Source organism: Streptomyces sp. NPDC090798, assembly GCF_044768965.1.
Lineage (GTDB): Bacteria > Actinomycetota > Actinomycetes > Streptomycetales > Streptomycetaceae > Streptomyces.
Map to the genome: position 1 here is coordinate 82,969 of NZ_JBIVXA010000031.1, position 22,876 is coordinate 105,844.

20 protein-coding genes and 2 pseudogenes are annotated in these 22,876 nt (G+C 68.4%); 9 read left to right on the top strand and 13 right to left on the bottom strand.

Features of this window, described 5'->3' with window-relative positions; translation table 11 throughout:
* Positions 1 to 5 precede the first annotated feature (5 nt).
* Positions 6 to 1,136 (top strand): catalase family protein, encoded by a 1,131-nt coding sequence (locus ACIQTP_RS42165; protein ID WP_403410286.1) that lies wholly within the window; start codon positions 6 to 8, stop codon positions 1,134 to 1,136.
* 562 nt (positions 1,137 to 1,698) lie between these two features.
* Here the strand turns inward: ACIQTP_RS42165 and ACIQTP_RS42170 are convergent.
* The 5 genes from ACIQTP_RS42170 to ACIQTP_RS42190 form a co-directional block, all read right to left on the bottom strand.
* Positions 1,699 to 3,240, bottom strand: coding sequence for a long-chain fatty acid--CoA ligase (locus ACIQTP_RS42170; protein ID WP_403410289.1), 1,542 nt, complete (start codon positions 3,238 to 3,240; stop codon positions 1,699 to 1,701).
* Between the two features lie 154 nt (positions 3,241 to 3,394).
* Positions 3,395 to 5,014 carry an aldehyde dehydrogenase family protein gene (locus tag ACIQTP_RS42175; RefSeq protein WP_403410292.1) on the bottom strand — a complete coding sequence of 540 codons (1,620 nt, stop codon included), beginning with the start codon at positions 5,012 to 5,014 and terminating at the stop codon, positions 3,395 to 3,397.
* Between the two features lie 99 nt (positions 5,015 to 5,113).
* Positions 5,114 to 6,469, bottom strand: coding sequence for an MFS transporter (locus ACIQTP_RS42180; RefSeq protein ID WP_403410295.1), 1,356 nt, complete (start codon positions 6,467 to 6,469; stop codon positions 5,114 to 5,116).
* A 119-nt stretch (positions 6,470 to 6,588) separates the two neighbouring features.
* A complete protein-coding gene (locus tag ACIQTP_RS42185; RefSeq protein ID WP_403410298.1) occupies positions 6,589 to 7,515 on the bottom strand; it encodes a TauD/TfdA dioxygenase family protein in 927 nt (308 codons plus the stop codon).
* Positions 7,516 to 7,665: 150 nt separating this feature from the next.
* Positions 7,666 to 8,268 carry a TetR/AcrR family transcriptional regulator gene (locus tag ACIQTP_RS42190; RefSeq protein WP_403410301.1) on the bottom strand — a complete coding sequence of 201 codons (603 nt, stop codon included), beginning with the start codon at positions 8,266 to 8,268 and terminating at the stop codon, positions 7,666 to 7,668.
* Here ACIQTP_RS42190 and ACIQTP_RS42195 point away from each other — a divergent pair.
* The 3 genes and pseudogenes from ACIQTP_RS42195 to ACIQTP_RS42205 all read left to right on the top strand — a co-directional run bounded on the left by ACIQTP_RS42195 (position 8,267) and on the right by ACIQTP_RS42205 (position 9,587).
* Entirely contained in the window at positions 8,267 to 8,962 is a 696-nt protein-coding gene (locus tag ACIQTP_RS42195; protein ID WP_403410304.1) for a hypothetical protein, read from the top strand. The genes ACIQTP_RS42190 and ACIQTP_RS42195 overlap by 2 nt on opposite strands.
* Positions 8,877 to 9,242 (top strand): annotated as a pseudogene (locus tag ACIQTP_RS42200) (SpoIIE family protein phosphatase); the annotation flags it as partial. The gene ACIQTP_RS42195 and the pseudogene ACIQTP_RS42200, both read left to right, overlap by 86 nt.
* Positions 9,243 to 9,245: 3 nt before the next feature.
* Positions 9,246 to 9,587 (top strand): ATP-binding protein, encoded by a 342-nt coding sequence (locus ACIQTP_RS42205; RefSeq protein ID WP_403410307.1) that lies wholly within the window; start codon positions 9,246 to 9,248, stop codon positions 9,585 to 9,587.
* A gap of 619 nt (positions 9,588 to 10,206) precedes the next feature.
* On the opposite strand, the gene ACIQTP_RS42210 is transcribed toward ACIQTP_RS42205, so the two are convergent.
* Entirely contained in the window at positions 10,207 to 10,866 is a 660-nt protein-coding gene (locus ACIQTP_RS42210; RefSeq protein WP_403410309.1) for a GNAT family N-acetyltransferase, read from the bottom strand.
* A gap of 473 nt (positions 10,867 to 11,339) precedes the next feature.
* Between ACIQTP_RS42210 and ACIQTP_RS42215 the strand changes: the two genes are divergently transcribed.
* Entirely contained in the window at positions 11,340 to 11,579 is a 240-nt protein-coding gene (locus tag ACIQTP_RS42215) for a transposase (RefSeq protein WP_403410312.1), read from the top strand.
* A gap of 102 nt (positions 11,580 to 11,681) precedes the next feature.
* Positions 11,682 to 12,021, top strand: a pseudogene (locus ACIQTP_RS42220) (IS30 family transposase); the annotation flags it as partial.
* Between the two features lie 119 nt (positions 12,022 to 12,140).
* Here ACIQTP_RS42220 and ACIQTP_RS42225 read toward each other — a convergent pair.
* On the bottom strand, positions 12,141 to 12,842 hold the full coding sequence (locus ACIQTP_RS42225) for a GIY-YIG nuclease family protein (protein ID WP_403410315.1): 702 nt from the start codon (positions 12,840 to 12,842) through the stop codon (positions 12,141 to 12,143).
* 86 nt (positions 12,843 to 12,928) lie between these two features.
* Positions 12,929 to 13,531 (bottom strand): hypothetical protein, encoded by a 603-nt coding sequence (locus tag ACIQTP_RS42230; RefSeq protein ID WP_403410318.1) that lies wholly within the window; start codon positions 13,529 to 13,531, stop codon positions 12,929 to 12,931.
* A gap of 262 nt (positions 13,532 to 13,793) precedes the next feature.
* On the opposite strand from ACIQTP_RS42230, the gene ACIQTP_RS42235 reads away from it, so the two are divergent.
* On the top strand, positions 13,794 to 14,093 hold the full coding sequence (locus ACIQTP_RS42235) for a hypothetical protein (RefSeq protein ID WP_403410321.1): 300 nt from the start codon (positions 13,794 to 13,796) through the stop codon (positions 14,091 to 14,093).
* Between the two features lie 129 nt (positions 14,094 to 14,222).
* Here ACIQTP_RS42235 and ACIQTP_RS42240 read toward each other — a convergent pair whose 3' ends face one another.
* The 5 genes from ACIQTP_RS42240 to ACIQTP_RS42260 form a co-directional block, all read right to left on the bottom strand.
* Complete coding sequence (locus ACIQTP_RS42240) at positions 14,223 to 14,747, bottom strand: peptidylprolyl isomerase (protein ID WP_316764095.1); 525 nt, start codon at positions 14,745 to 14,747, stop codon at positions 14,223 to 14,225.
* Positions 14,748 to 15,257: 510 nt separating this feature from the next.
* Entirely contained in the window at positions 15,258 to 15,800 is a 543-nt protein-coding gene (locus tag ACIQTP_RS42245; protein ID WP_403410324.1) for a hypothetical protein, read from the bottom strand.
* A 1,428-nt stretch (positions 15,801 to 17,228) separates the two neighbouring features.
* Positions 17,229 to 18,506, bottom strand: a complete 1,278-nt coding sequence (locus ACIQTP_RS42250) for a vanadium-dependent haloperoxidase (protein ID WP_403410327.1) — start codon at positions 18,504 to 18,506, stop codon at positions 17,229 to 17,231.
* 46 nt (positions 18,507 to 18,552) lie between these two features.
* Positions 18,553 to 18,915, bottom strand: a complete 363-nt coding sequence (locus tag ACIQTP_RS42255; protein WP_403410330.1) for a hypothetical protein — start codon at positions 18,913 to 18,915, stop codon at positions 18,553 to 18,555.
* 286 nt (positions 18,916 to 19,201) lie between these two features.
* Complete coding sequence (locus tag ACIQTP_RS42260; protein ID WP_403410333.1) at positions 19,202 to 19,624, bottom strand: ATP-binding protein; 423 nt, start codon at positions 19,622 to 19,624, stop codon at positions 19,202 to 19,204.
* Positions 19,625 to 20,690: 1,066 nt separating this feature from the next.
* On the opposite strand from ACIQTP_RS42260, the gene ACIQTP_RS42265 reads away from it, so the two are divergent.
* Together ACIQTP_RS42265 and ACIQTP_RS42270 are read left to right on the top strand one after the other, a co-directional pair.
* Positions 20,691 to 21,002 carry a SpoIIE family protein phosphatase gene (locus tag ACIQTP_RS42265; protein WP_403410336.1) on the top strand — a complete coding sequence of 104 codons (312 nt, stop codon included), beginning with the start codon at positions 20,691 to 20,693 and terminating at the stop codon, positions 21,000 to 21,002.
* 521 nt (positions 21,003 to 21,523) lie between these two features.
* Positions 21,524 to 22,717: a PP2C family protein-serine/threonine phosphatase gene (locus tag ACIQTP_RS42270; RefSeq protein ID WP_403410339.1), complete on the top strand. Its 1,194-nt coding sequence runs from the start codon at positions 21,524 to 21,526 to the stop codon at positions 22,715 to 22,717.
* The last annotated feature ends 159 nt before the right edge of the window (positions 22,718 to 22,876 follow it).

Below are 22,876 nucleotides of genomic sequence, written 5' to 3' on the forward strand. Positions count from 1 at the left end.
AAGTCATGGCAGCACAGTTCGTCCGCTACACGCCTGACGTCGAAGACGACGACCCGGACTTCGACCGCAACCTGCAGACGGTGATCGAGAAGACCGATAGCTACATCGCCGAGTCGGTCGAGGCCGGTGGCACCGGACGGGCCCTGCGCGACGCCCACGCCAAGGGCTACGGGCTGGTCCGGGGGGAAGTGGAGATCCTGGACGGGCTTGCGCCCGAGTACGCCCAAGGCATCTACGCGACTCCGGGAACCCACGACGCGCTCATCCGCTTCTCCAACGGCTCGCCTCACGCCGGAGCCGACGCGCGACTGGGCGCCGCCACCGGACTGGCGCTGAAGATCTTCGACATCCCCGGCCCGACCCTGCTGGAAGACGAACCGGACTCGGGCACATTCGACTACGCCAACATCAACGGGCCGATCTTCTTCTGCAACACGGTCGAGCACTACCTGTTCATCCAGGAACTGTTCCTGAACGCGCCGGCCTACTTCTCCCAGGGCCGGCCCGGCGCGCGTCGTTTCTTCACCGAGTTCGTGACCGGAAAGGGAACGCTGGACCAGGACAACTGGGCGTGGGACGAGTTCCTGGCCTTCCTGCGCCTGTCGAAGACCCCTCCGGCGAACCTCCTGCTGTCGAGCTACTGGACGATGGGCGCGGTCCGGCACGGGGACCACATCGCCAAGGTGCGCATCACCCCCGACCCGTCCTTCGCCGCCGCGGTGGTCCGGCGCACCATCGACCCGGCCTCCGCGCAGGAGGTCTTCCGGCCGGCCCTGCAAGCCGAGCTGCAGGAGCGGCCCTACGCCTTCGACATCCAGGTACAGCTCTGCACCGACCTGGAGCGCATGCCGGTGGAGGACACCACCGTGGAGTGGCCCGAGCAGCTCTCGCCGTCCGTCACCGTGGCCAGGCTGCGGCTGCCGCAGCAGGACATCTCCGGCCCGGAAAACCTGGAGAAGATGGACTCACTGTCCTTCACGCCCTGGCGGGTCACCGCCGAGCACGCCCCCCTCGGCAACATCATGCGGGCCCGCAAGGAGGTCTACCGGCGATCCTCCATCGAGCGCCACAAACTCAACCAGCAGCCGCGCACCGAGCCCCACAGCGCCGACGAAGTACTCGGGCCGGCCCAATGAAGTCGACTGATGTGTCATGCAAGTTCACCTTCCGACCCGATGGCGCATCGCGTAGCCGGCACCCGACCGCGCGGACGGTCAGAATCGTGATGACGCCTGGTCGGCAAGCCCCTATCGAGACACACCCGGCCAGCCCGGCACCAGCAATGCACCATCCCCCGGCCAGCGGTCGACACAGCGTGAGCAAGACACCGCGGTCAGAGATCTCAAGAGTCAGACCCCACCGCAGGACAGCACCCGCCCATTCTCCCCACACTCACGGCACCAGCGCATGGCAGGGCTCAGTGTGAACGCGACAACTCGCTGTGGCGCCGCAGGGATGGCACCTCGTACGCCTACGCGGGGCGCACTTGCCACACTTGCGTGATCCCCGCGCAAGCGGCGGTGATTTAAAAGGAACTGGGATCGAATCCGTGATCGTGGGTGTTCGTTCGTGCTGGGTGGTGCTGTCCTCGCAGGTCAGCACCACCCAGCATCAGGTCAGCACCACCCAGCATGATGCCCAGTCCTGTCTTCGACGGGTCGTTCTCGTCCATCCGCTCACGCATCGCTCACGCATCGCTCACGCGCGGAGACCCGTCCGGAGCTCGCGCTTGAGGATCTTGCCAGTGGCGTTGGTGGGCAGGACATCGACGAACTCGATCAGACGGGGGTACTTGTAGCCCGCCATCTGCTCCTTGCACCACGCGATGAGGTCCTGCTCGCAGAGCTCGGCTCCCGGGGTGAGGACAACGCATGCCTTGATCTCCTCGCCGTGGCTGTCGTGGGGCACTCCGATGACCGCCGCCATGCTCACGGCGGGATGGGTGAGCAGTACCTCTTCGATCTCCCGTGGGTACACGTTGAAGCCGCCGCGGATGATCAGGTCCTTGGTGCGGTCGACGACGTAGAGCCATCCGTCGCTGTCCCGGCGTGCCAGGTCGCCGGTGCGGAACCAGCCGTCGCGCATCACCTCGGCTGTCGCCTCGGGCCGGTTGTAGTAGCCCTTCATCACGTTGTGCCCGCGGACGACGATCTCGCCGATCGCGTCAGGGCCTTCTACCGTGGATCCGTCCTCGGCGACCAGGTTCACCTCCACGCCCCAGACGGGGCGTCCGATGGAGCCCGGGCGCACCTTCTCGCCGCGCGGCGAGAACGTGGCCGCCGGGCTGGTCTCCGACAGGCCGTACCCCTCCAGGATCGTGACCCCGAACCGCTCGTGGAACCGGCGGTGGATCTCGACCGGCAACGCGGAGCCTCCTGAACCGGCGATGCGCAGGTTCCCGGCGATCCGCGCCAGGTCCACGTCGGGGACGTCCTCGCCGAGCAGCGCCCAGTACATGGTGGGCACGCCCGCGAAGAACGTGACGGCATGACACTGCATCAGGGCGAGCGCCGAGGCGGAGTCGAAGCGCGGCATCAGCACCAGCGTCGCCCGCGCGGCGAGGCCGGCGTTCATCTGGACGGTCTGGCCGAAGGAGTGGAACAGCGGCAGAGCGATGAGATGGACCTCGTGCTCGACCTCGCCGAACAGCTTGTGGCAGGTGAGCGCGTTGAGCGTCACGTTGGAGTGGCTGAGTTCGGCGCCCTTGGGCAGGCCGGTGGTGCCGGAGGTGTAGAGGATGACCGCGGTGTCGTCCGCCGCGGTGGCGACCGTCTCGAAGTCTGCGCTCTGGCCGGCCAGTGCAGCCGTCAGCGTCTGGGCGCCCACGATCGGGGAGTACTCGGCGGGAGCGGCGGTCATCAGGAAGAACTGCTCGCAGCCCGGGGTCTCGCCGAACCCGGTCCACCCCTCCTGCCCGAGGGGGAGCTCGGCGCTGCCCTCGAAGCAGAAGTAGGCTTTGGCCTCCGAGTCAGCCAGGTGGTACGCGATCTCCCGGCCCTTGAGCAGCACATTGAGCGGGACGACCACCGCGCCGGCCTTGAGGATGCCGTAGTAGACCACCGGGAACCACGGAAGGTTCGGACAGGACAGAGCTACCTTGTCGCCGGGCTCGACACCGCGTGAACGCAGCAGGTTGGCCACCCGGCGCGCGGCGGTGTCCAGCTCCGCGTAGGTCAGCCGCTGATCGCCGAGGACGACCGCGGCGCGGTCCGGCACGGCACGGGCGCTGCTTTCGAGCATGACGGCGAGGTTCAGCACGGGGTCTCCGTAAGGTCTGTGGGGCGGGGGCGATGGCGGGGTGGACGCGATCAGCCACGCAGCGCGGAGGCGAGGATGCCGGGCAGTTTCCACACGCTTGGTGCGGCGGTGAAGCGTGTGACGCGTTCGATGGTGGTCAGTGCAGTGCGGTTGGTGACGAAGTACGGCGGGCGCGGGGACAGCGAGGGATCGCCCGTGAGCGACCGCGTGGTGCGGGTGTGAAGGGGGCGCGCAGTACGGTCTTTTCGATGTTCTCGAGCATGAACGCGTTGTGCACGAAGCCGGTGCCGCTGCCGATGTCCTGGCGGGTGTGGCCGGGAAAGGCGCCCCAGGGGGTGAAGCCGAGCAGGAAGCCCACTCCGGACCAGCAGTTGATGCCCAGGGTGCCGTAGCGCAGGCCGGCGATGGCCGTCTCCACCGCAGGCCGATCGGTCTTCTCGGTCCTGGGGTGGACGATCAAGGTGGCGCCGAGGGTGCCGGGGAGGGTGTTGTTGGCGAAGTCGACGGCGTGACGCAGGAATTCGGCCGTGGTCGCGCCGGACAGTCGTACGACGCCCAGGGCGCTGCCGAAGACCTCCTCAGTGATCAGGACGTCGTCGTGGTCGGTGATGTCGGGGACGAGGAGCCGGGAGCCGTCGCCGTGGGTCTCCGCCTGTGGATGGGCGGCGAGTACGGCGGCCAGGCGGCGGTCGGTGCCGGGGTAGTAGTCGGTGCGCGGAGGCAGTTCGCGCAGTACCCGCCGGATCTCGTCCAGCAGCCGCTCGGTGCCGTTCCAGTCGCGCGGGACGACCAGGATCTGGCTGGCGATGCAGTTGTGGCCGGAGTTGTTCATCTTGCTGGTGACGATGTGCTCGGCCTGGAAGCGGAAGTCGGCGTCCCTCCACGGCCCGGGCGCCACGATGCACGGGCTGACACCGCCCAGTTCACTACTGAAAGGCTTGGTGACCAGGGGCCGGTCGTCGCGTCGGCGCTGCTCGGCGTCCTTCTCGGTGCCCCAGACGATGGCGTCGTGGGTCCGGTCGCTGCCGGTGACATGGATGGCGTCGATGCCCTCGTGGCGGGCGAGGTAACCGCCTTCGGCCGCGCCGCCGTCGACGAACCGGACCCAGCCGCGCGCGACGAAATCGGCGAAGACGCGCTCGAAGTGGGGGCGTAGGTAGGCGTTGACGGGGTTCAGCTTGGCGATGACGACCTGGCCCTCGGCGTAGAGCTTGTGCAGGACGTCGAGCGCGGTGATGGCGGCGACATTTCCGGCGCCGAGCACCAGGGCGACGGCGGGGCGCCCGGGCCGGCCCCGGTACTCGCCCGCCGAGCGGTCGCGTACCTGCTCGGCGGTGGTACCGGGGCGCATCCATACCTGGGCCGTGAAGCCGTTGAGCAGCAGCCGGTCCCAGCCGGTGGCGGGGAAGATGCCGACCTTGATGCGGCCGTGCTCCTCGCGCACGCCTCCGGGGTCGACGGGTTCCTCGCCGCTCGCGATGCGTCGCAGTACGTGGAGATAGGCTGCGGCGTTCTGCGCCAGCGCCCACGGCCCGCCGCTCCAGTCCTCGGCGGCCCACGGGGAGTCGGGGCCATAGCCCTTGGCGTGGGCGCCCACCGCGGCCAGCTCGGCGGCGCCGGACGCCACGCGGGGCAGCAGTTGTTCCAGGAGGGCGATGCGTCCGGTGAGGGGGGTGGCCGACCAGGACCCGGCGCTGTTGCGCAGTTCCATGACGGCCCGGTCGAGGGAAGCGGTGTCGAGGGCGCTGGAGGTCACGTCATTCCTCGCAGAAGGGGATCAGGGCGGGCGGGGCCGCGCTCCGTGCGGTGAGGGACGGGCGGCGCACCCCGCCGGGGCACGATGGACGTCGCCTCGTCACTCGGACAGCAGGCGCGCGTCGCGAGATGGGTCGATGAGCGTGATGGCGGCGGTTCCGCCGATCAGGAGCAGGGCACCGGTGATCAGGACAGCGTGCTGGTAGCCCGCCGGCCCGTGGCTGTCCACAAGGCGCCCGATCAGTGTCGGGGCGATCAGGCCGGCGGTGGTCACCAGGGCGTTCATGAGGCCCAGGGCCCCGCCGCGGCGGTGGGCCGGGGCCAGTTCTGCGACGGTGGTGACGGCGACGCTGCCCATCGCTCCGGTGAGCCCGAAACCGATGACCAGGAGCGCGACCGTCGCCGCACCGGCCGGAGCCGACGGCAGGGCCAGGCACGCCGCGGCGCCTATGAGCAGAAGGATGCCGCCGACCCCGCCGCGGGCCCATCGGCTCGCGATGCCACGGCGCAGCAGCCACCCGGCCACGCCTGCCTGTCCGAGCACCACGACGCCGCTCAGACCCCAGACCAGCATCAGCAGCCGGGCGGATGCGGCCGAGGAATAGCCCAGGCCGTCGTGGAGGTAGGAAGGGAGCCAGACCAGGGCGAAGGCGATGACCCAGTAGGTGCCGAAATAGGCGGTCGTGGCACCGATCCAGGTACGGGTCGCGAGGATCCGGCGGTACGGCGTCCTGCGCGCGGCCGTCCCCGTCCCTCCAGCCCCTGCCCCCTCGGCCGTCCCAGTCCACTCACCGGAGCCGACCGAGGCCGGGGAGTCGTTGTCCGACGTGGCCGCGTACGGTCCCTCTCCGCCGAAGGGGATCCACAGCAGCGCCCACGCCGCACCGGCGAGCGCCACCACGGTGACGGCCGAGCGCCAGCCGTGGTGGTGGATCACCCAGGTCAGTACGGGAGCGGCGACCAGGACTCCCAGGGTGATCCCCAGCACAATCAGAGCCCCGGGCAGGTTGCGTCGGTGGTTGGGGAACCAGGACAGGGTGGCCTGCTGGGCGACGGGGAAGGCGGGCCCCTCGGCGGCACCGAGGAGAACACGTGAGGTGACGAGCACCGCGAGCCCTCCGCCCATGGCCACAGGAGCCTGGGCGACGGACCACAGAGCGGCCATCGCGAGCAGCAGCCACTTGGGCCGTACGCGGTCCGCGAGCAGCCCCACCGCGGCGCCGCAGACCGAGAACAGCAGGAAGAAGGCGCTGCTGGCGAGTCCGAAGGCGGACGAGGACAGGCCGAGGTCCTTGCGGATCGGATCAGCGGCGAGGCCGAGCACGGACTTGTCGGCGAAGTTGATCATCATGAAGACGACCAGCAGTGCCGTGACGACCCATGCGCGGCGTCGGGGGGCCCTCACGGCCCTCGGGCGGTGAGCGGGCACAGCGGGTACGACATCGGTGTCGGTCACAAGGGCTCCGCGGGAGACGGGCGAAAGGGGGGAGGGGCGGAGAGCGGCCCGGACCCAGGTGCGGGTCCGGGTCCGGGTTCGGGTTCAGGTTCGGGTTCGGGTTCGGGTTCGGGCCCTGCTCAGGAGAGCGGGACCCCGGCGATCGCGATGCGTTCCATGACGCGGCGTTGCGGGTAGTAGTCGTTGATCGCGTAGTGCTGGACCGCGATGTTGTCCCAGATCGCGACGGAGTCCGGCTGCCAGCGGAAGCGCACCTGGTACTCGGGGATCCGGGCCTGCAGCACGAGCCCGTGGAGCAACTCGCGGCTCTCTTCCTCGCCGAGTCCGACGATGCGCGTGGTGAACGGTTCGTTGACGTACAGCAGCCGGCGCCCGGTCACCGGATGCCGGACCACCACGGGGTGCTCGACCGCCGGCAGGGTCTGTCGCAGCGCGGCGATCCGCTCCTGCGTCATCGTCGCGCCCCAGCTGGGCACCCAGTCGTGTTCGGCCGTGAGGCCCTCGATCCGCTGCTTCGTCGCGTCGGGGAGGTTGTCGTAGGCGGCGCCCATGTCGGCCCACAGGGTGTCCCCGCCGGAGGCCGGGATCTCGACGGCGCGCAGTACCGAACCAAGGGCCGGGGCCGCCATGAACGAGTGGTCGCTGTGCCAGATGTTCTCGTTGCCCACGGCCATGGCGTCCTTGGCCAGCCGGGAGACGCCGGCCCGGTCGCCCTTGGGGAAGAAGGGGTTGGCCTCCGGCTCGCCCCAGAGCCCGGCGAGCGCGGCGTGGTCCTCCGGGCCGAAGTCCCGCTGGTCGCGGAAGAAGATCACCTTCCACTCCAGCAGCGCCTGGCGGAGCTCGTCGGCCAGGTCCGCACCGATCGGGTGGGAGAGGTCGACGCCCGTGATCTCGGCGCCGATGTGCGGGGTGAGCGGGTGAATGCCCAGGATCCGGTACTCGCCCAGAGCCGTGCCGGGTGCGGTGCGCTCCAGGATGCGCTTGCCGAACCGGATCAGTGGCTTGTCGAGAACGGGGTGGGGCGTCGAGGCGGCGGTGCCGGCCATTGCGGTCCTCCACGGTGGGAACGGCTGTTTTCGTTACCGGTAGTATCGATATTTGGATATGGGGCCGCAAGGGCTCGGGTCAACGAATTTCACGAAACGGGGCGAGCCGGTGTCGCCCTCAGGGCCGCGCCGGGCGGCCCGGCGTCACCGTCAGGGCCGCGCCGCCACGGCACGTACGACCAGGTCGACCACCTCGTCGACGAAACGTCCGTCGAGCGGCTCCTGCTCTCCCAGCAGGCGGAACACCAGGGGCGCCGCCACCAGGGTCGACGCGGCCGCGACATCGACGTCGGCCCGCACGTCCCCCCGCTCGATTCCGCGCTGCAGAATCACACGCGTCTGCGCCGTCACGCGGGAGCTGTACGTCGCGTACGCGCTCCGAGCGGTACCCGCCTTGGCCGCCGCGCCCATGAGCTCGGCCAGCAGACGGTCCGTGCCGGGCAGGCGGTAGACCTCCAGACGCGCCGTCAGCAGAGCGTGCAGTTCGGCACGGAAATCCCCGAGGTCGGCGACGGAAACCGGGCCGACCCGGCTCTCCGCGGCGGCGAGGATCAGATCCTGCTTGGTCGGCCAGCGCCGGTAGATGGCCGGTTTGCTCACCTCGGCCCGGGCCGCCACCGCGTCCATCGTGACCGCGTCCATACCCTGCTCCGTAACCAGGGAGAGCACCGCGTCGAGCACCATCCTCGTGACCCGCTCCTCACGTGGCCGCCCCGGCCCACGCTTCTCCGCCTGGATCTGCCGTCCACCCATGACCACGAGACTAGAGGGCGCCATCCGGCTGAGGCACACGAGGTCGGGACCGTGCGACAACGGAACGGTGCTCGGCCTGGCTGTGGCGATCACCGACATCACCGCGCGCGCCAGAGCCGACGCGCGGCTGCGGTTGCTCAGCCGGGCCGCCATGAATGTCGGCACGACTCTCGACATCTTCCGCACGGCCGAGGAGCTCTGCGACCTCGCCGTGCCGGAACTCGCCGACTCCATGACGGTGGACGTGATCGATTCGGTGCTGCGCGGCGAGGCTCCCGCCCCGTTGGCGGCGACCGAGACGGCATCCCTGCGGCGTGCCGGCTTCCGCTCCGCGGCCGACGATCCCCAGCATGGCCTGGCGATGGTCGGCGAGGTCGGCACCCATCCCTTCGGGACGCCGTACCTGCGGGCCCTGTCGGACCTGGCACCGGTACTGATCCGGAATCTGGACGAGGACACCGACTGGCCGGACCCGGCCCGCAAGCTCGACGCACGGCTCCTCGCCGCCGGCGTGCACTCCGTGATGGTGACGCCGATGCGAGCCCGGTGCAGGGCACCCCCCACCGGTCGTCGTCCACGCAAACGGGGAGGCCGAGTTCCTCGACGTCCCCACGGGCCCGCCGCTCGGCCAGGGCATCGCGCGCTACACCGTCGCGGAACGCATCCTCCCGGAGGGCAGCATTCTGCTCCTTAGCAACACGGCACTGCTGAACACCGGCCAGGCCCCGGGGCACCCGCGCGTGCCGCTGGACCGACTGCGCGGACTGACGACCACGGCTCATGCCTCGCTTCAGGACATGTGCGACGCGATCGTCGACGCCCTGGCCCCGGAGCAGCCGTCCCGGGACGTCGCCCTTCTCCTGGCCCGCACACACACGTTCGACGCCGGACGGACCGCCTCCTGGACGTTGCCCAACACCCCCGAAGTCGTCTCCCAGGCCCGGAAACTGGCCATCACCCAGCTCACCGACTGAGGCATGAGTGGCCCCACGGACGGCACCGCACTGATCGTCAGCGAACTTCTCACCAACGCCGTTCGCTACGCGGACGGCCCCATCGAGCTCCGCCTGATCCGCGACCAGGCGCTGATCTGCGAGGTCACCGACGACAGCAGCACCGCCCCCCATTTGCGCCGCGCCGACGACACCGATGAGGGCGGTCGTGGCCTGTACATCACCGCGCAGCTCACCGACCGCTGGGGCGTCCGCCCCGCACCCCGCGGCAGGACCACCTGGGCTGAACAACCCATTTCCACAACCGCTCCTGACCCCTTCCAGGGGGACAGCGCAGGCCCGTCGGAACCTGTTTGCGGTAGGTGAAGTCGTTGACGCGGTGCGCAGCGGTGACAAGGTCCAGGGGCGTCGTGCTCTCGGGAGCGAGCACCAGGGTGCCCTGCTGCGCCAGCGGCCCACCACCTTGGCCGCGAGCAGTTCTTCTTCCTCGGGTGAGGAGGCGATGTCCTTCAGGTACCGGCGGTACTCGGCGACCCGCAGGTGCAGTTTGCGGAAGGCCACTGCCGTTGCGGCTCAGTACGCGTCGGGCGGGGGCATAGGCGCGAGCCGCCTCATCCCGTTGGCATAGCCCAGGAGGAACCAGACGCGGCAGCGCACGCGGTGGGGACGGCGTCGGGGGTCGGCGCGTTGCGCATTCCCGAAAAACGTAGGTCCTCCCTTGCCAGCGGAAAATACTGCAATGCTGACGAGCACCTTGCCGTCTTGCTGCGCGAATAAGACCGATTCGATGAAGCAGAGAGGCTCGTGCGCGACGGAGTGGATCAGGGGGCGTCTCTCTGCCCAGAACAGCAGACAAGGGCTGTGGAGGCCACGTCGACCATCGCTCAACCGGGCACGCCGCCGAACACAGAGACGGGCCCCGCCGGAACGAGCCGACGGGGGGACCATCAGCCAAAGTCCCGATGAGCGGGGGTCCGCTCGCCTTCTAGTAGGACTCCGTCGGCCCCGTGGTGCGATAGAGGCTGAGGAAGGCCGTGCGGGTGCGCCAGCCGAGCGACTCGTACAGGGCGCGGCCCTGGGTCGTCGCACCGAGGACGGCGCGGGTGGCGCCCGAGGCCAGAGCCTGCTGCTGGAGCGCGCGCATGACGACGGAGCCGAGGCCGCGACGCTGGTGGGCCGGGGTGGTGAGGATCTGGTCCGCCACCGCCACCTCCCCCGCCACGCCCATCTGCCCGCGCGCGGCAAGCGATCCATCGGGAGCCGCGATCAGCACGCGGACGACGTCGCCCCGGGTCCAGGTGCGCAGCACGTAGCCGGGTGGGAGCGTTCCGGGCGTGACCGGCGCCAGCTCGACGGACATCAGGAATGCCGCCTCGTCGGACGCCCACCCTGGTCCAAGCCATGCGCAGACCTGCGCCTCCGGCGCCTCGCACGGCTCAGGCAGGAAAACCTTGAGCCACCACCCCTCCCCCCGCGCCTGCGCGGCGGCCTCGCACACGCGCGCCTCGTCCGCGTCGACAACTACGTGCCGCGCCACCTGGGCCGGCTGTCCGACGTCAATGGTCCAGCCCCATGGCCGCGCCACGGGATCGGACGCACCCCGCGACACCACCCAGCCGGAGACCCAGTCCTCCACGACAGACACATGCGTAAGCGATGAACTAGCCATAGACCTATTACATCAGTGGGCTGAGGGAATCGCCAGGCCCGGCCGAACCGACCCCTTGGGCACTCTCGGCACCTGGCCAACGAGAGCACATCCCGTGCGCATTGGCCGGTAACCCGCGTTGTCCCGCAAGGACCAATGGCGAGGAGTTTCCGCAGTCCAAAAGGCTTCAGCCGCGAAATCCCAAGGAGGCAGGGGCTCAGCCGCACTGCCCGGTGTGACCCTGAGCGCTGACGCTTCGCTGGATTAGGCGGGGCCGTCGGGCTCCGCCCTTGTCCCAACCCGGCTGCGGTTCAGAGGGGCAGGACGAACACCGGGTCTCCTGCACGATCGGGTGACGTCTGAACTGGCTTGCCCTGTGGGGCGGGTGGGAAGGATGTCGCTGCGCCCACGCCTTATCCGAAGAGTTCCGCGAGGACGTCGTACGGGTCGCGAGGAACCGCGGCCCGGGCGTGACGGTCGAGCAGGTGGCCGCCGACTTCGGAGTGCACGCGATGACGCTGTGGAAATGGACGCGTCGCGCGGACATCGACGACGGGACAAAGCCCGGAACGACCAGCCAGGACAACGCGGAACTACGGGAAGCTCGTCGGCGAATCAAGCTGCTGGAGCAGGAGAACGAGGTCCTGCGCCGGGCCGCGGCCTACCTGTCGCAGGAGCATCTGCCGGGAAAAGGATCTACCCGCTCGTGAAAGAGCCGGCCAGGGGCCGAATTCCCGTCACGGTCACGTGCAGGGTCCTGAAGGTTGCCCGCCAGCCCTACTACCGCCGGCTCGCTCGTCCACCTGCCACACGGCCGTGCGGCCGAGCCTGTCCGCGATGCCCTCGCCGAGACGGTCCAGGATCTGCCCGTCCATCTCAAACGGTCCCCGACCTGGGACCAGGGAGTCGAGATGGCATCCCACCGGGCGTTCACCCTCGCCACTGACATCCCGGTCTACTTCTGCGACCCGGACAGCCCCTGGCAGCGCGGCTCGAACGAGAACACGAACGGCCTGCTGCGGCAGCACTTCCCCAAGGGCACAGAACTTCCCCAAGGTCACAGACCTGACCGTCCACACCCGCGAGCGCCCGGACGCCGTCGCTGCCGAACGCAACAGCCGCTCACGCAAAACGCTCGGCAGCCTGGTTTGAATCAGCAGCGCCCCTGGACGGTCGTTATGACCTGGCATATGGGATCCAGTCAAGTCAGCGGCGGTGGCCCGTAGAGCGCGGACGGGTAACCTGCCCATTGGCCATGACGTGGCTGTCTGCTACAGGTTCTTCACATAGGAATCGATGATGGCTGCCGCCTCACGGTACTCCAGCAGAAAGAATTCGCGGTCCTTGCGGACGCGGAATTCCGCAAGTCTGGCGTGTACCTCTGCCTCCACATGGCGGGCGCGTGGGACCAGCCATGCTCCGCGCGCGCCGTAGGGGACGACCACGCCAGTGGACGAGTTGATCTCCCTGGCACGTGTGGCGATGTCCCGATCGGTGTACCCGATCTTGAGAAGAGTGGGTGCCTCACGTGTCGAAAGAACGTAGATGAACCCGTGATCCGCTGGCCGGTACGGCGTGCTGGAAACATAGCGCTCGAGAGTCACCGGCAGGTCGCACTTCTTCAGCGTGCCGAACGCCTGCTCTGTGCCTACGGTGTCGGAATCCCGGATACACCGATAGAGATGCAGCAGTGCACCGGAGACCTGACGGGCAACTGCCTTTTCAGGAAACCCCAGTTGTCCCCAGACCGTGAACCAGTCCCACTGATCCTGCTTGTACGTGCGAGTGAAGAGCCCCTTCACGGTCGACAGGTCGTCCAGTCGTCCAAGGGCCGCGTGACGTCCCTCCGCGAGGGTGCTCAGCACAGTGCGGGCAGCCTCGATCCGCTTCTTCTGTACAGCAGGCTTGATCGGGGCCATGCCGAAGCCCCACTTCTGCTCAATCCGTCGAGGTTCCCGCATGTCGTTGCGCACTGTGACCGTTCGAGGGTTGTCCGGCCGGCCGCCGGGCCCCTCGGGACGCCCGCGCCGTCCAGCCGCAGAGTCGCCGAGCCTCATGCTCATGAGGCCGCCTGAACATTCAACGCGTAACACGCTCCCTCGCTGCTGCCGTACTTGGTCGGGTTCATGGGAAAGCTGATGAGCTTCGAGTCGTGGGGAGCGAGCCTGTATCTCGCCCGATTGCCGTCCTGGCCCTCCAGCGTCACGCCGTCCACCTCTGCCGAGAAAGCTTGCTCGCCGTTCCCGTTGTTGACGAACTGGATCTGCGCCACGCGGGCGGGCAGCATGGGTCCACCGTCCTTGGGAGCGAAGAGCCGGGTCTGTGAGCAATCGACCACTGTGACGGCGATGTTGCTGTTCTCGCCGCTACCGTGATCTGCGAGGGCCCAGTAGCCGAGTGCGGCTACCGCCAGTGCGGCAGTGGCCCCCATCGCCGCGTACCGCATGGCCGACGGGCGGCGTGACGGCGGGTAGCTGGGCATGGGCGGGGCACCCGGCGGGCCGTCATGTTGCGCCGCGGCCCATCCCTCGATGTAGGTGTCGATGCATTCCTGGCAGGTTGCCTGCTCGGGCTCGGCTGCCCGGGGCGCACGACGCTCTATCCGCGCGTCACACATCGCGAGAGTGTCGCCACTCAGAGCAATGTGCACAATGGGATTCACGAATCCACTCCCCCGGTCCTCGACAGCCCGACGCCTTCACGAACTGACCTCACGCATGTCGAGCACGACACAATCTACATGCGATCTACATCATTAGGGAATGCGGGGGCGGCGGATTGCTGTATCCGCCAACTAGGCATGCTGGTCGGGGATAGGCCCCGGTGACGCCCTTGGCATGACCGTGGGGTTCCTCGTTCTCCAAGAGCAGGACCGGACGGAGCACGTCGCCACCGAGGAAGGAACTCACCGAGGCGAAGCTGCCATGAAGGGGGCTCGCGTCCGGTACACGGAGGCGTACCGCGTCAGGCACCTCGAAGCCCAGGAAGCGGCATGGCGCCACGCCACCCGACTGACCGAATATGTGAGCGTCGTGCGCACGCGAATCAAGGCCATGCCGCCGGGGCAGGCGAGAACCGAAGCCGAAGCATGGATCAGCTGGGCAGCGGACACCGTGGAGCGTCTCGACCCCCTGGAAACTCCGCCCCAGTTGCCCGACATCCCCGAGCCGCGAGCCGACGACCTGAAGCCCTTCCTCGGGCACCGGAGCCCCTACGGCCCCTGACGCGCCACCCGCCCGACGGCCCGCCCAGCGTCACAGCCACTTGCAGCACGAGGCGTCCAGCAACGGCTACTTCACATCACCGTGAGACCAGGCACATAGCTGGACCCACGGTGACCGCACCACAGTTCATCAGGGCCGGCAGGACGGCCGGACGCTGAGCAGCTCGGTCCGCAGCACGGGCATGCCGTCGACAGGCGCCGGGTCCTGCGAAGTTGGCTCGATACCGCCAGCAGCGATCTTGTCGAGCGTCTTCAGGCCGGCGGCACCGACAGTGCCGAACACCGTGTAGTCCGGTCGCAGCGCGGAGTTGCCGTAGACGACGAAGAACTGCGAGCCGTTCGTGTTCGGCCCGGCGTTGGCCATCGCCAGCAAACCGCGCCCGTAAAGGCGACGGACGCCGGTCGGATCGCTCGGTGCCGGCGGCAGGTCCACCGGCAGCTCGTCCTTGTACTCGTACCCCGGCCCACCCTCGCCAGTGCCGGTCGGGTCGCCACACTGCAGGACCTTCAGCGTCGGATACGCCGTCAGCCGATGGCACACCGTACGGTCGTAGAACCGGTGCCGCGCCAGGTGCACGAAGCTCTGGACCGTGCACGGCGCCTTCGCCCGGTCCAGACTCAGGGGGAGCGGGCCCTGGCTGGTCCGGACAGCCATACCGACCGTGCCGTGACTGGGGGTGTGCCGCGGGTCGGGCGGCAGGGGAACCCGCCGCGCCGCCGGCTCGTCCGGGGTCTGGGTGTACTGGCAAGGACCGTGTGTGGTTCGCGGCGGGGCATCGTAAGCGGAGGCGGTGGTGCTGCCCCCGGACACGACCAACACTGCTGCCGCCAATGCGGTCATAAGAGCTCGGTTCATCCTGCACACCCTCCAAAAGATCGCCAGATTTCGGAGCGGTCGCAGCCTAGAGCGCGGCCTGGCGGGCGAGAACCCGCCCGCAAGCCAAATCCACCTCCCAGCCTTCGGCCCACGGCCGCAGGCCACTTTGTTCGGATGTAGCACAGCGTCGGCTGGCCGATCAGGGCGTCCACCCGGTGCACGACGGATGCTCCCCGAACCCGGTCGAGCGGCCTCCCCAGTCCACGCAGAGGCCCCCACCAAACGCTGCCGTGCGCATGAGGTGATCTCACTGGGGTGCCGCTGTCGAGACTGACGGTGCCGCTGCCGTCATCTCGGGTCACTCCAGCGGAAGGCGTCGCCGGTCGGCCAGCGTTCCGGCAGACCGAGAGCGGTGTGGACGGAGCGAATCGCGGGCTGGCGCTCGACCTGGATCCCAGCCAGTTGCGCAGTTGCCCAGGTAGGGAAGATGGGGGCAGGAAGCGAGGCGGGATCCGGGCTTTGCCAGAGAACGGGAGTGTTTTTCGTCCAGGTCCAGGGTGCTGGGTTGTTCACGACGAGCACGCCGCTGACACGGCTGTGGGCATGGTCGTAGGTGGCAGTCCAGTAGCCATCGGGCTTTCGGCCAAAGGTCGATCCGCTGTCGTAGGCGTACTCAACCGTACTCCCGTACAGCGCTCTCTCGATGTCCTCATCTTCGGGGAAGTCGGCTGCACGGCCTACCGCCACGATGAATGGCAGCTCCAGGTCACCATACCTCCCACCCTTGTGTGTGACGGCGTCGAGCACTCGCTCCGATCCGTCCTCGACCACCCATGCCGAGGGGTAGACGCCGATCGTCCTGCTGGATGGATTGGCAAGCTTGCAAGCCATCGCGTGAGCCCGGACTTCAGCCGTCTCTGCGGCGGCGTTGCCGTACCGGCGCTGTGGAGTTCGCACGATACGAAGAAGTTCGGACTCGGCAAGCGATCGATGGCATCGCTCAACTGCGGTGGGAGCGAGTAAGACCCAGCGTCGCGCTTATGAGCCTTCCAGATCGCCTCGACGACGAACTGCTCGTTACCGCGCGTAACCAGGAAGTCGGGCTTATAGCCACCTGTTCCCGTCTGCCGCTCAACCTCCACGCTGCAACCGGAACCGAGCAACATCTCGTGCAGGTACAACTCCCACAGCGCAGAGTAGACGTTCGTGTCGGAGTTTCGGTCCCGCAGTCGGCTGAGCAAGCCGGGTTGAGCCTGGTCAGGGAAGCGCGACCACCATTCGTTGATCACATCTCGAACCTGGTCCCAGAACGGACCGGCGACCCTCTCGAAGAACTCGGCCTGTGGCTCGGCCGCCCGCTTTGGCGCCGCATCCGTCCGATTCCGGCTCGCGTATACACCCATGACAGACGATCGTAGGTCGCTCAGCAGGCCATTCTCATTGCATTTCCACTGCGTTCCGACGACCGCAGGGCTCAACCGAGTCAGCCGTTCTCACCCCTTCCGGGCCCCTGTTGAAGTGGTCGACCCGAGGAAGTGCCCACAGGCCGGTTTGGCCTCCAACGGGGGCACAGACGCGAGATGCGCGAGTGCTCGGACCAAGTCCGGCGGGCGCCCTACGGCCAACCGCGTTGACCATCACCTCGCTGGCGACGCGGACGCGGTGCCCCAACCAGCAATGCTGGTTGGGCTCGCAACTCACCCTCACGCTCATCGGAGCAGGGTATCCGTCAATGGCCAGTTACCGAGACCGCTGATCCCCTGGACTATTGGAAGTCCACCACGTCTACCCGCTTCCCCGCTGCCCGGGAAACAATCAAAATTTGGGCCTGGGACAGGCGGACGAGATCATCCGGCTGGGACAGCCGCTTGCAGCAGCAAGTGGCACGGCGGAATCCGCCGGCACTGCCGCCGCGGCCATTCCTTTCATGAGCGCTCCATGGTGTTGGACGGCGCATCCAGGCAGCCGCGGGAAACGACCCCAGCGGACCGCTTATCCCAGTTGGCCCCGGGTGCTCGGGTCCTGTCCACTCCAACTGGCCGACCTGGGCAGACGCTGCTCCATTGGTGAGATCCCCGTTTACCTGACTTCGGCTCGTCAGACATCTCAACGCCATGGGATGTCTGACGAGCCGTAGTCAGTAGGAAGCCATGACTTCTTGCGGGCGGACATCCGGCCTGCCGGCCAGCAGCTGCGGGCCCTCGGTGCGGAGGATGGCCGCTCTTTGAGCGTGGTCCGAGCCAGTGGTACCCGATGCGCCGGGACCACTGGCTTCTGGTCACTGCCATGCTGTGAATGGTTGTCGCGCGGCGGGGGCGGTCAGAGATGACGTGCCACGAAATCGGCCACCTGGGTGCCGAGTTGCTGGCCCGCGCGGTTGTCGAGGGAGGTGTGCTGGCCGGACCAGATCCGGCTGAGCCACGCTTCGGTGGCGGCGTCCTGGAAGTCGGCGAAGGTTCGGGTGGCGCCCTTCGATGTCACCGCGAGATGATGCCGGGCACCGTAGAACCCGGCGAGCGTCGTTGCCGCAGCCTGGCTGAGAGCGCCGTGAGCGCCGGGATAGGACGGATCCGGTGCGGTCGGCAGCAGGGGGGTCCAGTGGGGATCGCCGACGATGTCCGGGTTGTAGTGCGTACCGCCGAGCCGGATGGCGGTCACGGGCCGCCATACGCGGTAGGTGTACTTGGCGTCGTACATCGCGATTGTGGTGTCGGCGAGGGACAGGTCGAGCCGGGCGAAGACCTTCACCGCCTTCTCCAGGCTCGTGTTCTGGGAGGTGACAAGGCCCTGCGCGACCTGGTTCCAGACGTTCCAGACGGGTGCCGCCGCCCAGAACTTCGCGCCCGCGGTCTCATCGGGGGTGCGGGTGGTACTGGTCTTGCTCCCCAGGCTCTTGACCTCGTTCAAGGCGGTGGCGTAGGCGGCGCCGCTCACGGCCGGCGGCGCTGCCGGGCGGAACTGGCGTCCGCTGGGCAGCACGAACGGCTTGACCGAGCCCCAGTTGGTGAACACCGGTGTCGGGAAGTTGGGAGGGGTGGGCCGGTAGTCACCGGCCTTGTCGCCGGGGCGGAACCGCGGCGGCTTGGCCGAGGACCCGTCGTGGGACCGCAGGCTGATCAGTCGGCGGGCGACCTCGGCTCCCACACCAATGCCCGCCTGCTTGCCCGGGCCGCCCGGAATCGCGGACAACTGGCTGCTCAGCCGCTGGTCCACGCCTGCGCGCTTGGCCGGGTACAGGGCGACCAGCACATCGTGGGCTGCCTGGTCCGCTGCGGCATCCGCACGAGCGCCTCGTGGTGCCGACACCGAGAACACGTAGGCGGGGCCGGCCCGGGTGATCGAAACCACCGCGTCGTACTCGGCGGCCTGGAGGAGCGCGAAGCTGCGCGTGGGCTGGACGGTGGACGGCTGCGCTTTCGGATCGCTGAGGATGGTGATGAGCTCGCGGTTCCACTCCACGACCGGCATCCCCGACCCCGTCGCGGCGGTGCGCAGGGCCGGCGAGTGAGCGGTGGTGGACCCGAAGGCCGGGCTGGTGAGTCCGGCTGCCAGCGCAATTCCGGCAAGTATGGCGAGTGTCTTCTGCTTTCCACCCATGTTCTGTGGCTCCTTGTCTCTGGTGGCGGGCTGTGGCAACTGGCGGTCATGCACGTGGCTCATTCGGCCACGCGAGCGTGATGGTGTCGGGGTGGTGCGGGCCTGCCGCCAGTTCGGGATAACGGCGGTCGTGGAGGACGAGTTGTTCGGCGGTCTCTGCGACCGGGCCGGGGCCGGGGTCGTCCAGGGCCATCCGGTCCATGAGGGCGGTCCGGCGTAGCAGCCAGGCGCGTTCGGCGGCCGTCGCATCGATTGGGGGCCGTGTGAGGGGCCTGGCCTGGCGGCCGTCGCGTTCGGCTCCGAGGACGAGCACTTGGTGCATCTCGCGGCGCAGATCTGGCGCATTCGTATATGCCTCGTGCGGGGGCGGGGCGCTGATGTCTTTGCCGCTGTTCGGGGTGACGTCCACGCTCACACCTCCGCCGGTACGCAGGGGCGGGCGCCGCAGCGTCGACACAGCACCGTGTCGTGGTGAGGGCCGCCGTGATCGAGGGCCGATGGGTGTGCCGCGGACCGCATGGGTAACTGGGCCGGGCCCGGGCAGTTGTCGACGGGGCACGGCTTGTGGGTTGCGAAGGCCCACTCGGCGGGGGCGTCGGGTGACCCGGCGCCGCGGCCGCCCCCGGTGACCCGTCGCTGTGCTGCAGTGCCGGCCCCGGCAGGGGGTCGCAGCTCGTGCGGAGCGTACGGTCCGGTCATGGCGAGCACCTCAGGCAGGCGCGGACTTCGCGGCCGCGGCATGTCTGGTGGATCTCGGTCGACTGGGCGAGGTACTGGACGATGCCGGTGCCACGGCCGTGTTCGTCGGGGGCGACCTCGGAGCGATGGCGTTCCACGGCCGCGCCGGAGTCAGTGACCACAATGTGCAGAGTGTCGTGGTCGAGGGCGAGCAGCAGGGTCATGCGCTCATGGCCGTACTGGGCGGCGTTGGCGGCGAGTTCGTCGACGATGAGAACGGCGGAGTCCCGCTCGCTTGTGGGCACGCTCCAGGTCTCCAGCACATCGGCCGCGAAGTGACGGGCGGCGGAGACGTGCGCCTCCTGCGCCGGCAGGGTGCGCAGTGCCTGGCGGCGGCAGGGCCGGCTGAGCAGCGAAGTCGGGCTGGCGGAATCGGTCACAAACATGGTCTTCTGACTCTTCTGTGGATTGGCTGAGACCGGCACGGGGTGACCGCAAATAATTTCGGGGGCGGTCGGTAGGCCGGATCCTGATCCTGCATGGGCGCGCTCATTCAGTTCCACGGATGACGCATGTCGGACGGTTCGAGCTATTCGCCCCTTTTATTCGGATTCTTGCGATTCATGTCGATGTCGGCGCACGTCTGGGCTCAGCCGCCTCTGCCCAGAGCTCGCTGCCGCACGGCCGGACCGGGCACCGGCAGCTCGGTGCCCTCGCCCGTGGTCTTCCCGACGACCCTGCGGGAGCGTCGCGCCGTAGAGCGGGACGGACATCCTGTCCGCATCTCGGCTGGGTCGCGGTCCTCGGCGTGCAGACGTGCCGGATCCTCTTCCCCGGGCTGTACGGACTTCGGGGAAGAAGAAGAGTTGTGCACGCCCCGTCTGCCCACTCATGCATGAGGTCAGCTGCGGACTGGGCCGATTCGCCGGAGCGGGGCGAGAGTGACCAGGGCCCGGAAACCGTCGGCGCGTCGCGGGAGCCACTAGGGAGGTCGCGTGACGGAAGCGGGCCAGAGCTCCACGGCCGAGTTGCAGAACTGCCCCGATATGACGCCGATCTTTACCGTGGTCGCAACACCGCCAAGCGACTGATCAACCAGCTGAAGGACTGGCGCGGCATCGCCACACGCTTCGACCAGACGCCCGAGAGCTTCCTGGCCGGCCTCGAGCTCCGCGCCTCGATGATCTGGGTCGGAGATCTCTGGCAAGCAGCCGATTGATCACGACATCCCACGGGCGCTGGATGACGCACAGGGCGCCGTGTGGCCCCTCACATGCCCCATAAAGTGACAATCTCACCATAATCGACGAAACGGACTAATATTAACGGAGTGGTACATGGCGCTTACGGTCCGCGATCCTATGCATAGGGCTCCACGTCGCATGCAGGAGCTACACCGGGTGCGGCGGGAAGCTAGGCCCTCCCTCGCTCACCCGCGTGACTTGCCGCAATCTCGATCCGTGCCGACAGTCGCCTTGCTGCTCATTCTGGCGATCACACTCATCCATGTTCAGGTGCCTGGGCCTGGGCACAGTGGCGCAGACTACCTACCACCTCGACACCTTCAGCCTACGTGCCAAAGACACCCTCCTCCTCTGCACCGACGGTGCCATCGAAGCCCGCAATGCCGACGGCGCCTTTTACCCGCTCGCCAAACGGCTCACCCCTCAGAAACACCGCCATCCCGCGGCGCTCCTCAACCACGTCCGCGGCGACCTTCTCAACCACGTCGGCGGGCGGCTCGGCGACGACGCCGTCTTGATCGCAATCGAACGTCAGCCCGCTGGCGGTACACCACACGAGCGAGCCATCGGTTGATGGACAGACTGCCCGGCACCGCTATGCGCCGCCCGGAGCAGGGAGTTGGACGTCCCTTGCGCGCGAGACCCAGGAGACACGCTGACGCGGCGGCAGCAGACTGCAGCCCAGGGTGCGCAGCCCCGAGCCCTCGGTCATGTGTCAGGGCGTAATCGTCCGCAGGCCCTCACGGTCGGGGGCTGGGCGGAGCGATCCGCTCCCGCAGCCCGTCATCGACCTCCCACGCCCTCCGCTGCCCTACGCCCGACCCCGATCCATCGGATGTAGGTGCGGGAGAAGATCGCCAAGGCGATCCACTGCCGGATCATCGTCGTCTGCTCCTGTTGTCAGTCGACATGCTGTTTCCTCTGTATCCAGGGCCGCCGACGCACTGGCCGCACGACCGCCCACGGGCGCCGCCTGACGGACCCGGGACCTGCTCGTACCGATCTGGCCCGCTGTCCTGACCAGGTGAAATGGGCAGATCAGGTGATGTTGCGCAGACTCGGGGAAGAAGGTGCGGCAACCGACAGGAGGTTGCTGTGAAGGGTGGAGATCTGGAACTGGGCGAATTGCTGGCCGCAGCGGAAGCGGCTCCGCCCGGTGAGTCCGTCGACGTCGTGGCACACGACCTGCAAAAGCGTTTCGGTGCCGAGCACGTGTCCTTCCTGTTCGTCGACCTCATCGGCCAGCGGCTGGTACGCCTCGCCGCGGCCGGCGATGAGGCCGCCGACCCTGACGAGCCGATCGCCTTGCAGGGCAGCGTCTACGACAGCGTTCTGCAGAGCCAGCGCCAGCATGTGGCACCGGACGGCCAGGGCGGGCGGCGCGTCATCACGCCGGTCACCAACCGCGGCGACTGCATCGGCGTCCTGGAGGTGACCCTGCAGTCCGCCGACGACACCGTGCTCCGACAGGTCCGCGACGCGGCCCACGCACTGGCCTACATCATCGTCACGGACCGCCGCTTCACCGATCTGTACCACCTGGGCCGGCGCACCACCAGGACCAGCCTGGCCGCGGAGATCCAGCACCAGCTGCTTCCCTCGGCCCCCTGCTGCGAGGCGGCCCAGTTCACCCTCGCCGCCGGGCTGGTCCCGGCCGACGACATCGGCGGCGACACCTACGACTACACCCTCGACCGCGACACCCTGCACCTGTCCATCACCGATGCCATGGGCCACGACACCGACTCCGCTCTGCTGGCCACCCTGCTGGTCGGCGCGCTACGGCGGGCACGTCGCAGCGGCTGTGACGCCCTCAAGCAGGCCCGCCACGCCCACGAGACCCTGCTGAGTCACAGCCGCGGCCTGGCCACCGGGCAGCTGCTGTGCGTCGACCTCGAAACGGGTTTGTGCGAACTGGTCAACGCTGGCCACCCCCGGCCGCTGCTGCTGCGTGACAACGCCGTCGAAGAGGTGAAACTCGCCGTCAACCTGCCCTTCGGTGTGGCGGCACCCACCGCCTACCGTCTACAGGAACTGCACTTGCGTCCCGGGGACCGCCTGGTCCTGCTCACCGACGGAATGCAGGAGCGCGGTGCCGCGGCCGTCGACCTGGCCTCGGTCGTTCACGACACCCGCGCGCTGCACCCGCGAGAAGCCGTCCGGACCCTGACCGCCGCGGTGCTCGACGCCTGCCACGGCAGCCTCAAGGACGACGCTACGGTCCTGATACTGGACTGGCACAGCAGTCGCAGCCGGCCAGCCGAAACCAGACCCGACCCGCAGCGATGAGCCGCAACAGCCTGCTCCTGAGTCCCTACTGAGAGCGGCGCCCGGTGACGTACCCCGGAGAGCGTCTTGAACGCGGCCGGTGGCCGTACGACGCGAGTGTGAGCGTGGACGGGAGGGCGACTCGGGGGCAGGGGGGTTGCGGAACAGCCACTCGGGCTC

Coding starts and splice junctions, on each gene's coding strand:
- ACIQTP_RS42165 (WP_403410286.1), top strand. CDS start 6: ATGGCAGCACAGTTCGTCCGCTACACGCCTGACGTCGAAGACGACGAC.
- ACIQTP_RS42170 (WP_403410289.1), bottom strand. CDS start 3,240: ATGCTCGAAAGCAGCGCCCGTGCCGTGCCGGACCGCGCCGCGGTCGTC.
- ACIQTP_RS42185 (WP_403410298.1), bottom strand. CDS start 7,515: ATGGCCGGCACCGCCGCCTCGACGCCCCACCCCGTTCTCGACAAGCCA.
- ACIQTP_RS42195 (WP_403410304.1), top strand. CDS start 8,267: ATGACCACGAGACTAGAGGGCGCCATCCGGCTGAGGCACACGAGGTCG.
- ACIQTP_RS42190 (WP_403410301.1), bottom strand. CDS start 8,268: ATGGGTGGACGGCAGATCCAGGCGGAGAAGCGTGGGCCGGGGCGGCCA.
- ACIQTP_RS42205 (WP_403410307.1), top strand. CDS start 9,246: ATGAGTGGCCCCACGGACGGCACCGCACTGATCGTCAGCGAACTTCTC.
- ACIQTP_RS42235 (WP_403410321.1), top strand. CDS start 13,794: ATGAAGGGGGCTCGCGTCCGGTACACGGAGGCGTACCGCGTCAGGCAC.
- ACIQTP_RS42240 (WP_316764095.1), bottom strand. CDS start 14,747: ATGGCTGTCCGGACCAGCCAGGGCCCGCTCCCCCTGAGTCTGGACCGG.
- ACIQTP_RS42245 (WP_403410324.1), bottom strand. CDS start 15,800: ATGGCTTGCAAGCTTGCCAATCCATCCAGCAGGACGATCGGCGTCTAC.
- ACIQTP_RS42250 (WP_403410327.1), bottom strand. CDS start 18,506: ATGGGTGGAAAGCAGAAGACACTCGCCATACTTGCCGGAATTGCGCTG.
- ACIQTP_RS42265 (WP_403410336.1), top strand. CDS start 20,691: ATGTTCAGGTGCCTGGGCCTGGGCACAGTGGCGCAGACTACCTACCAC.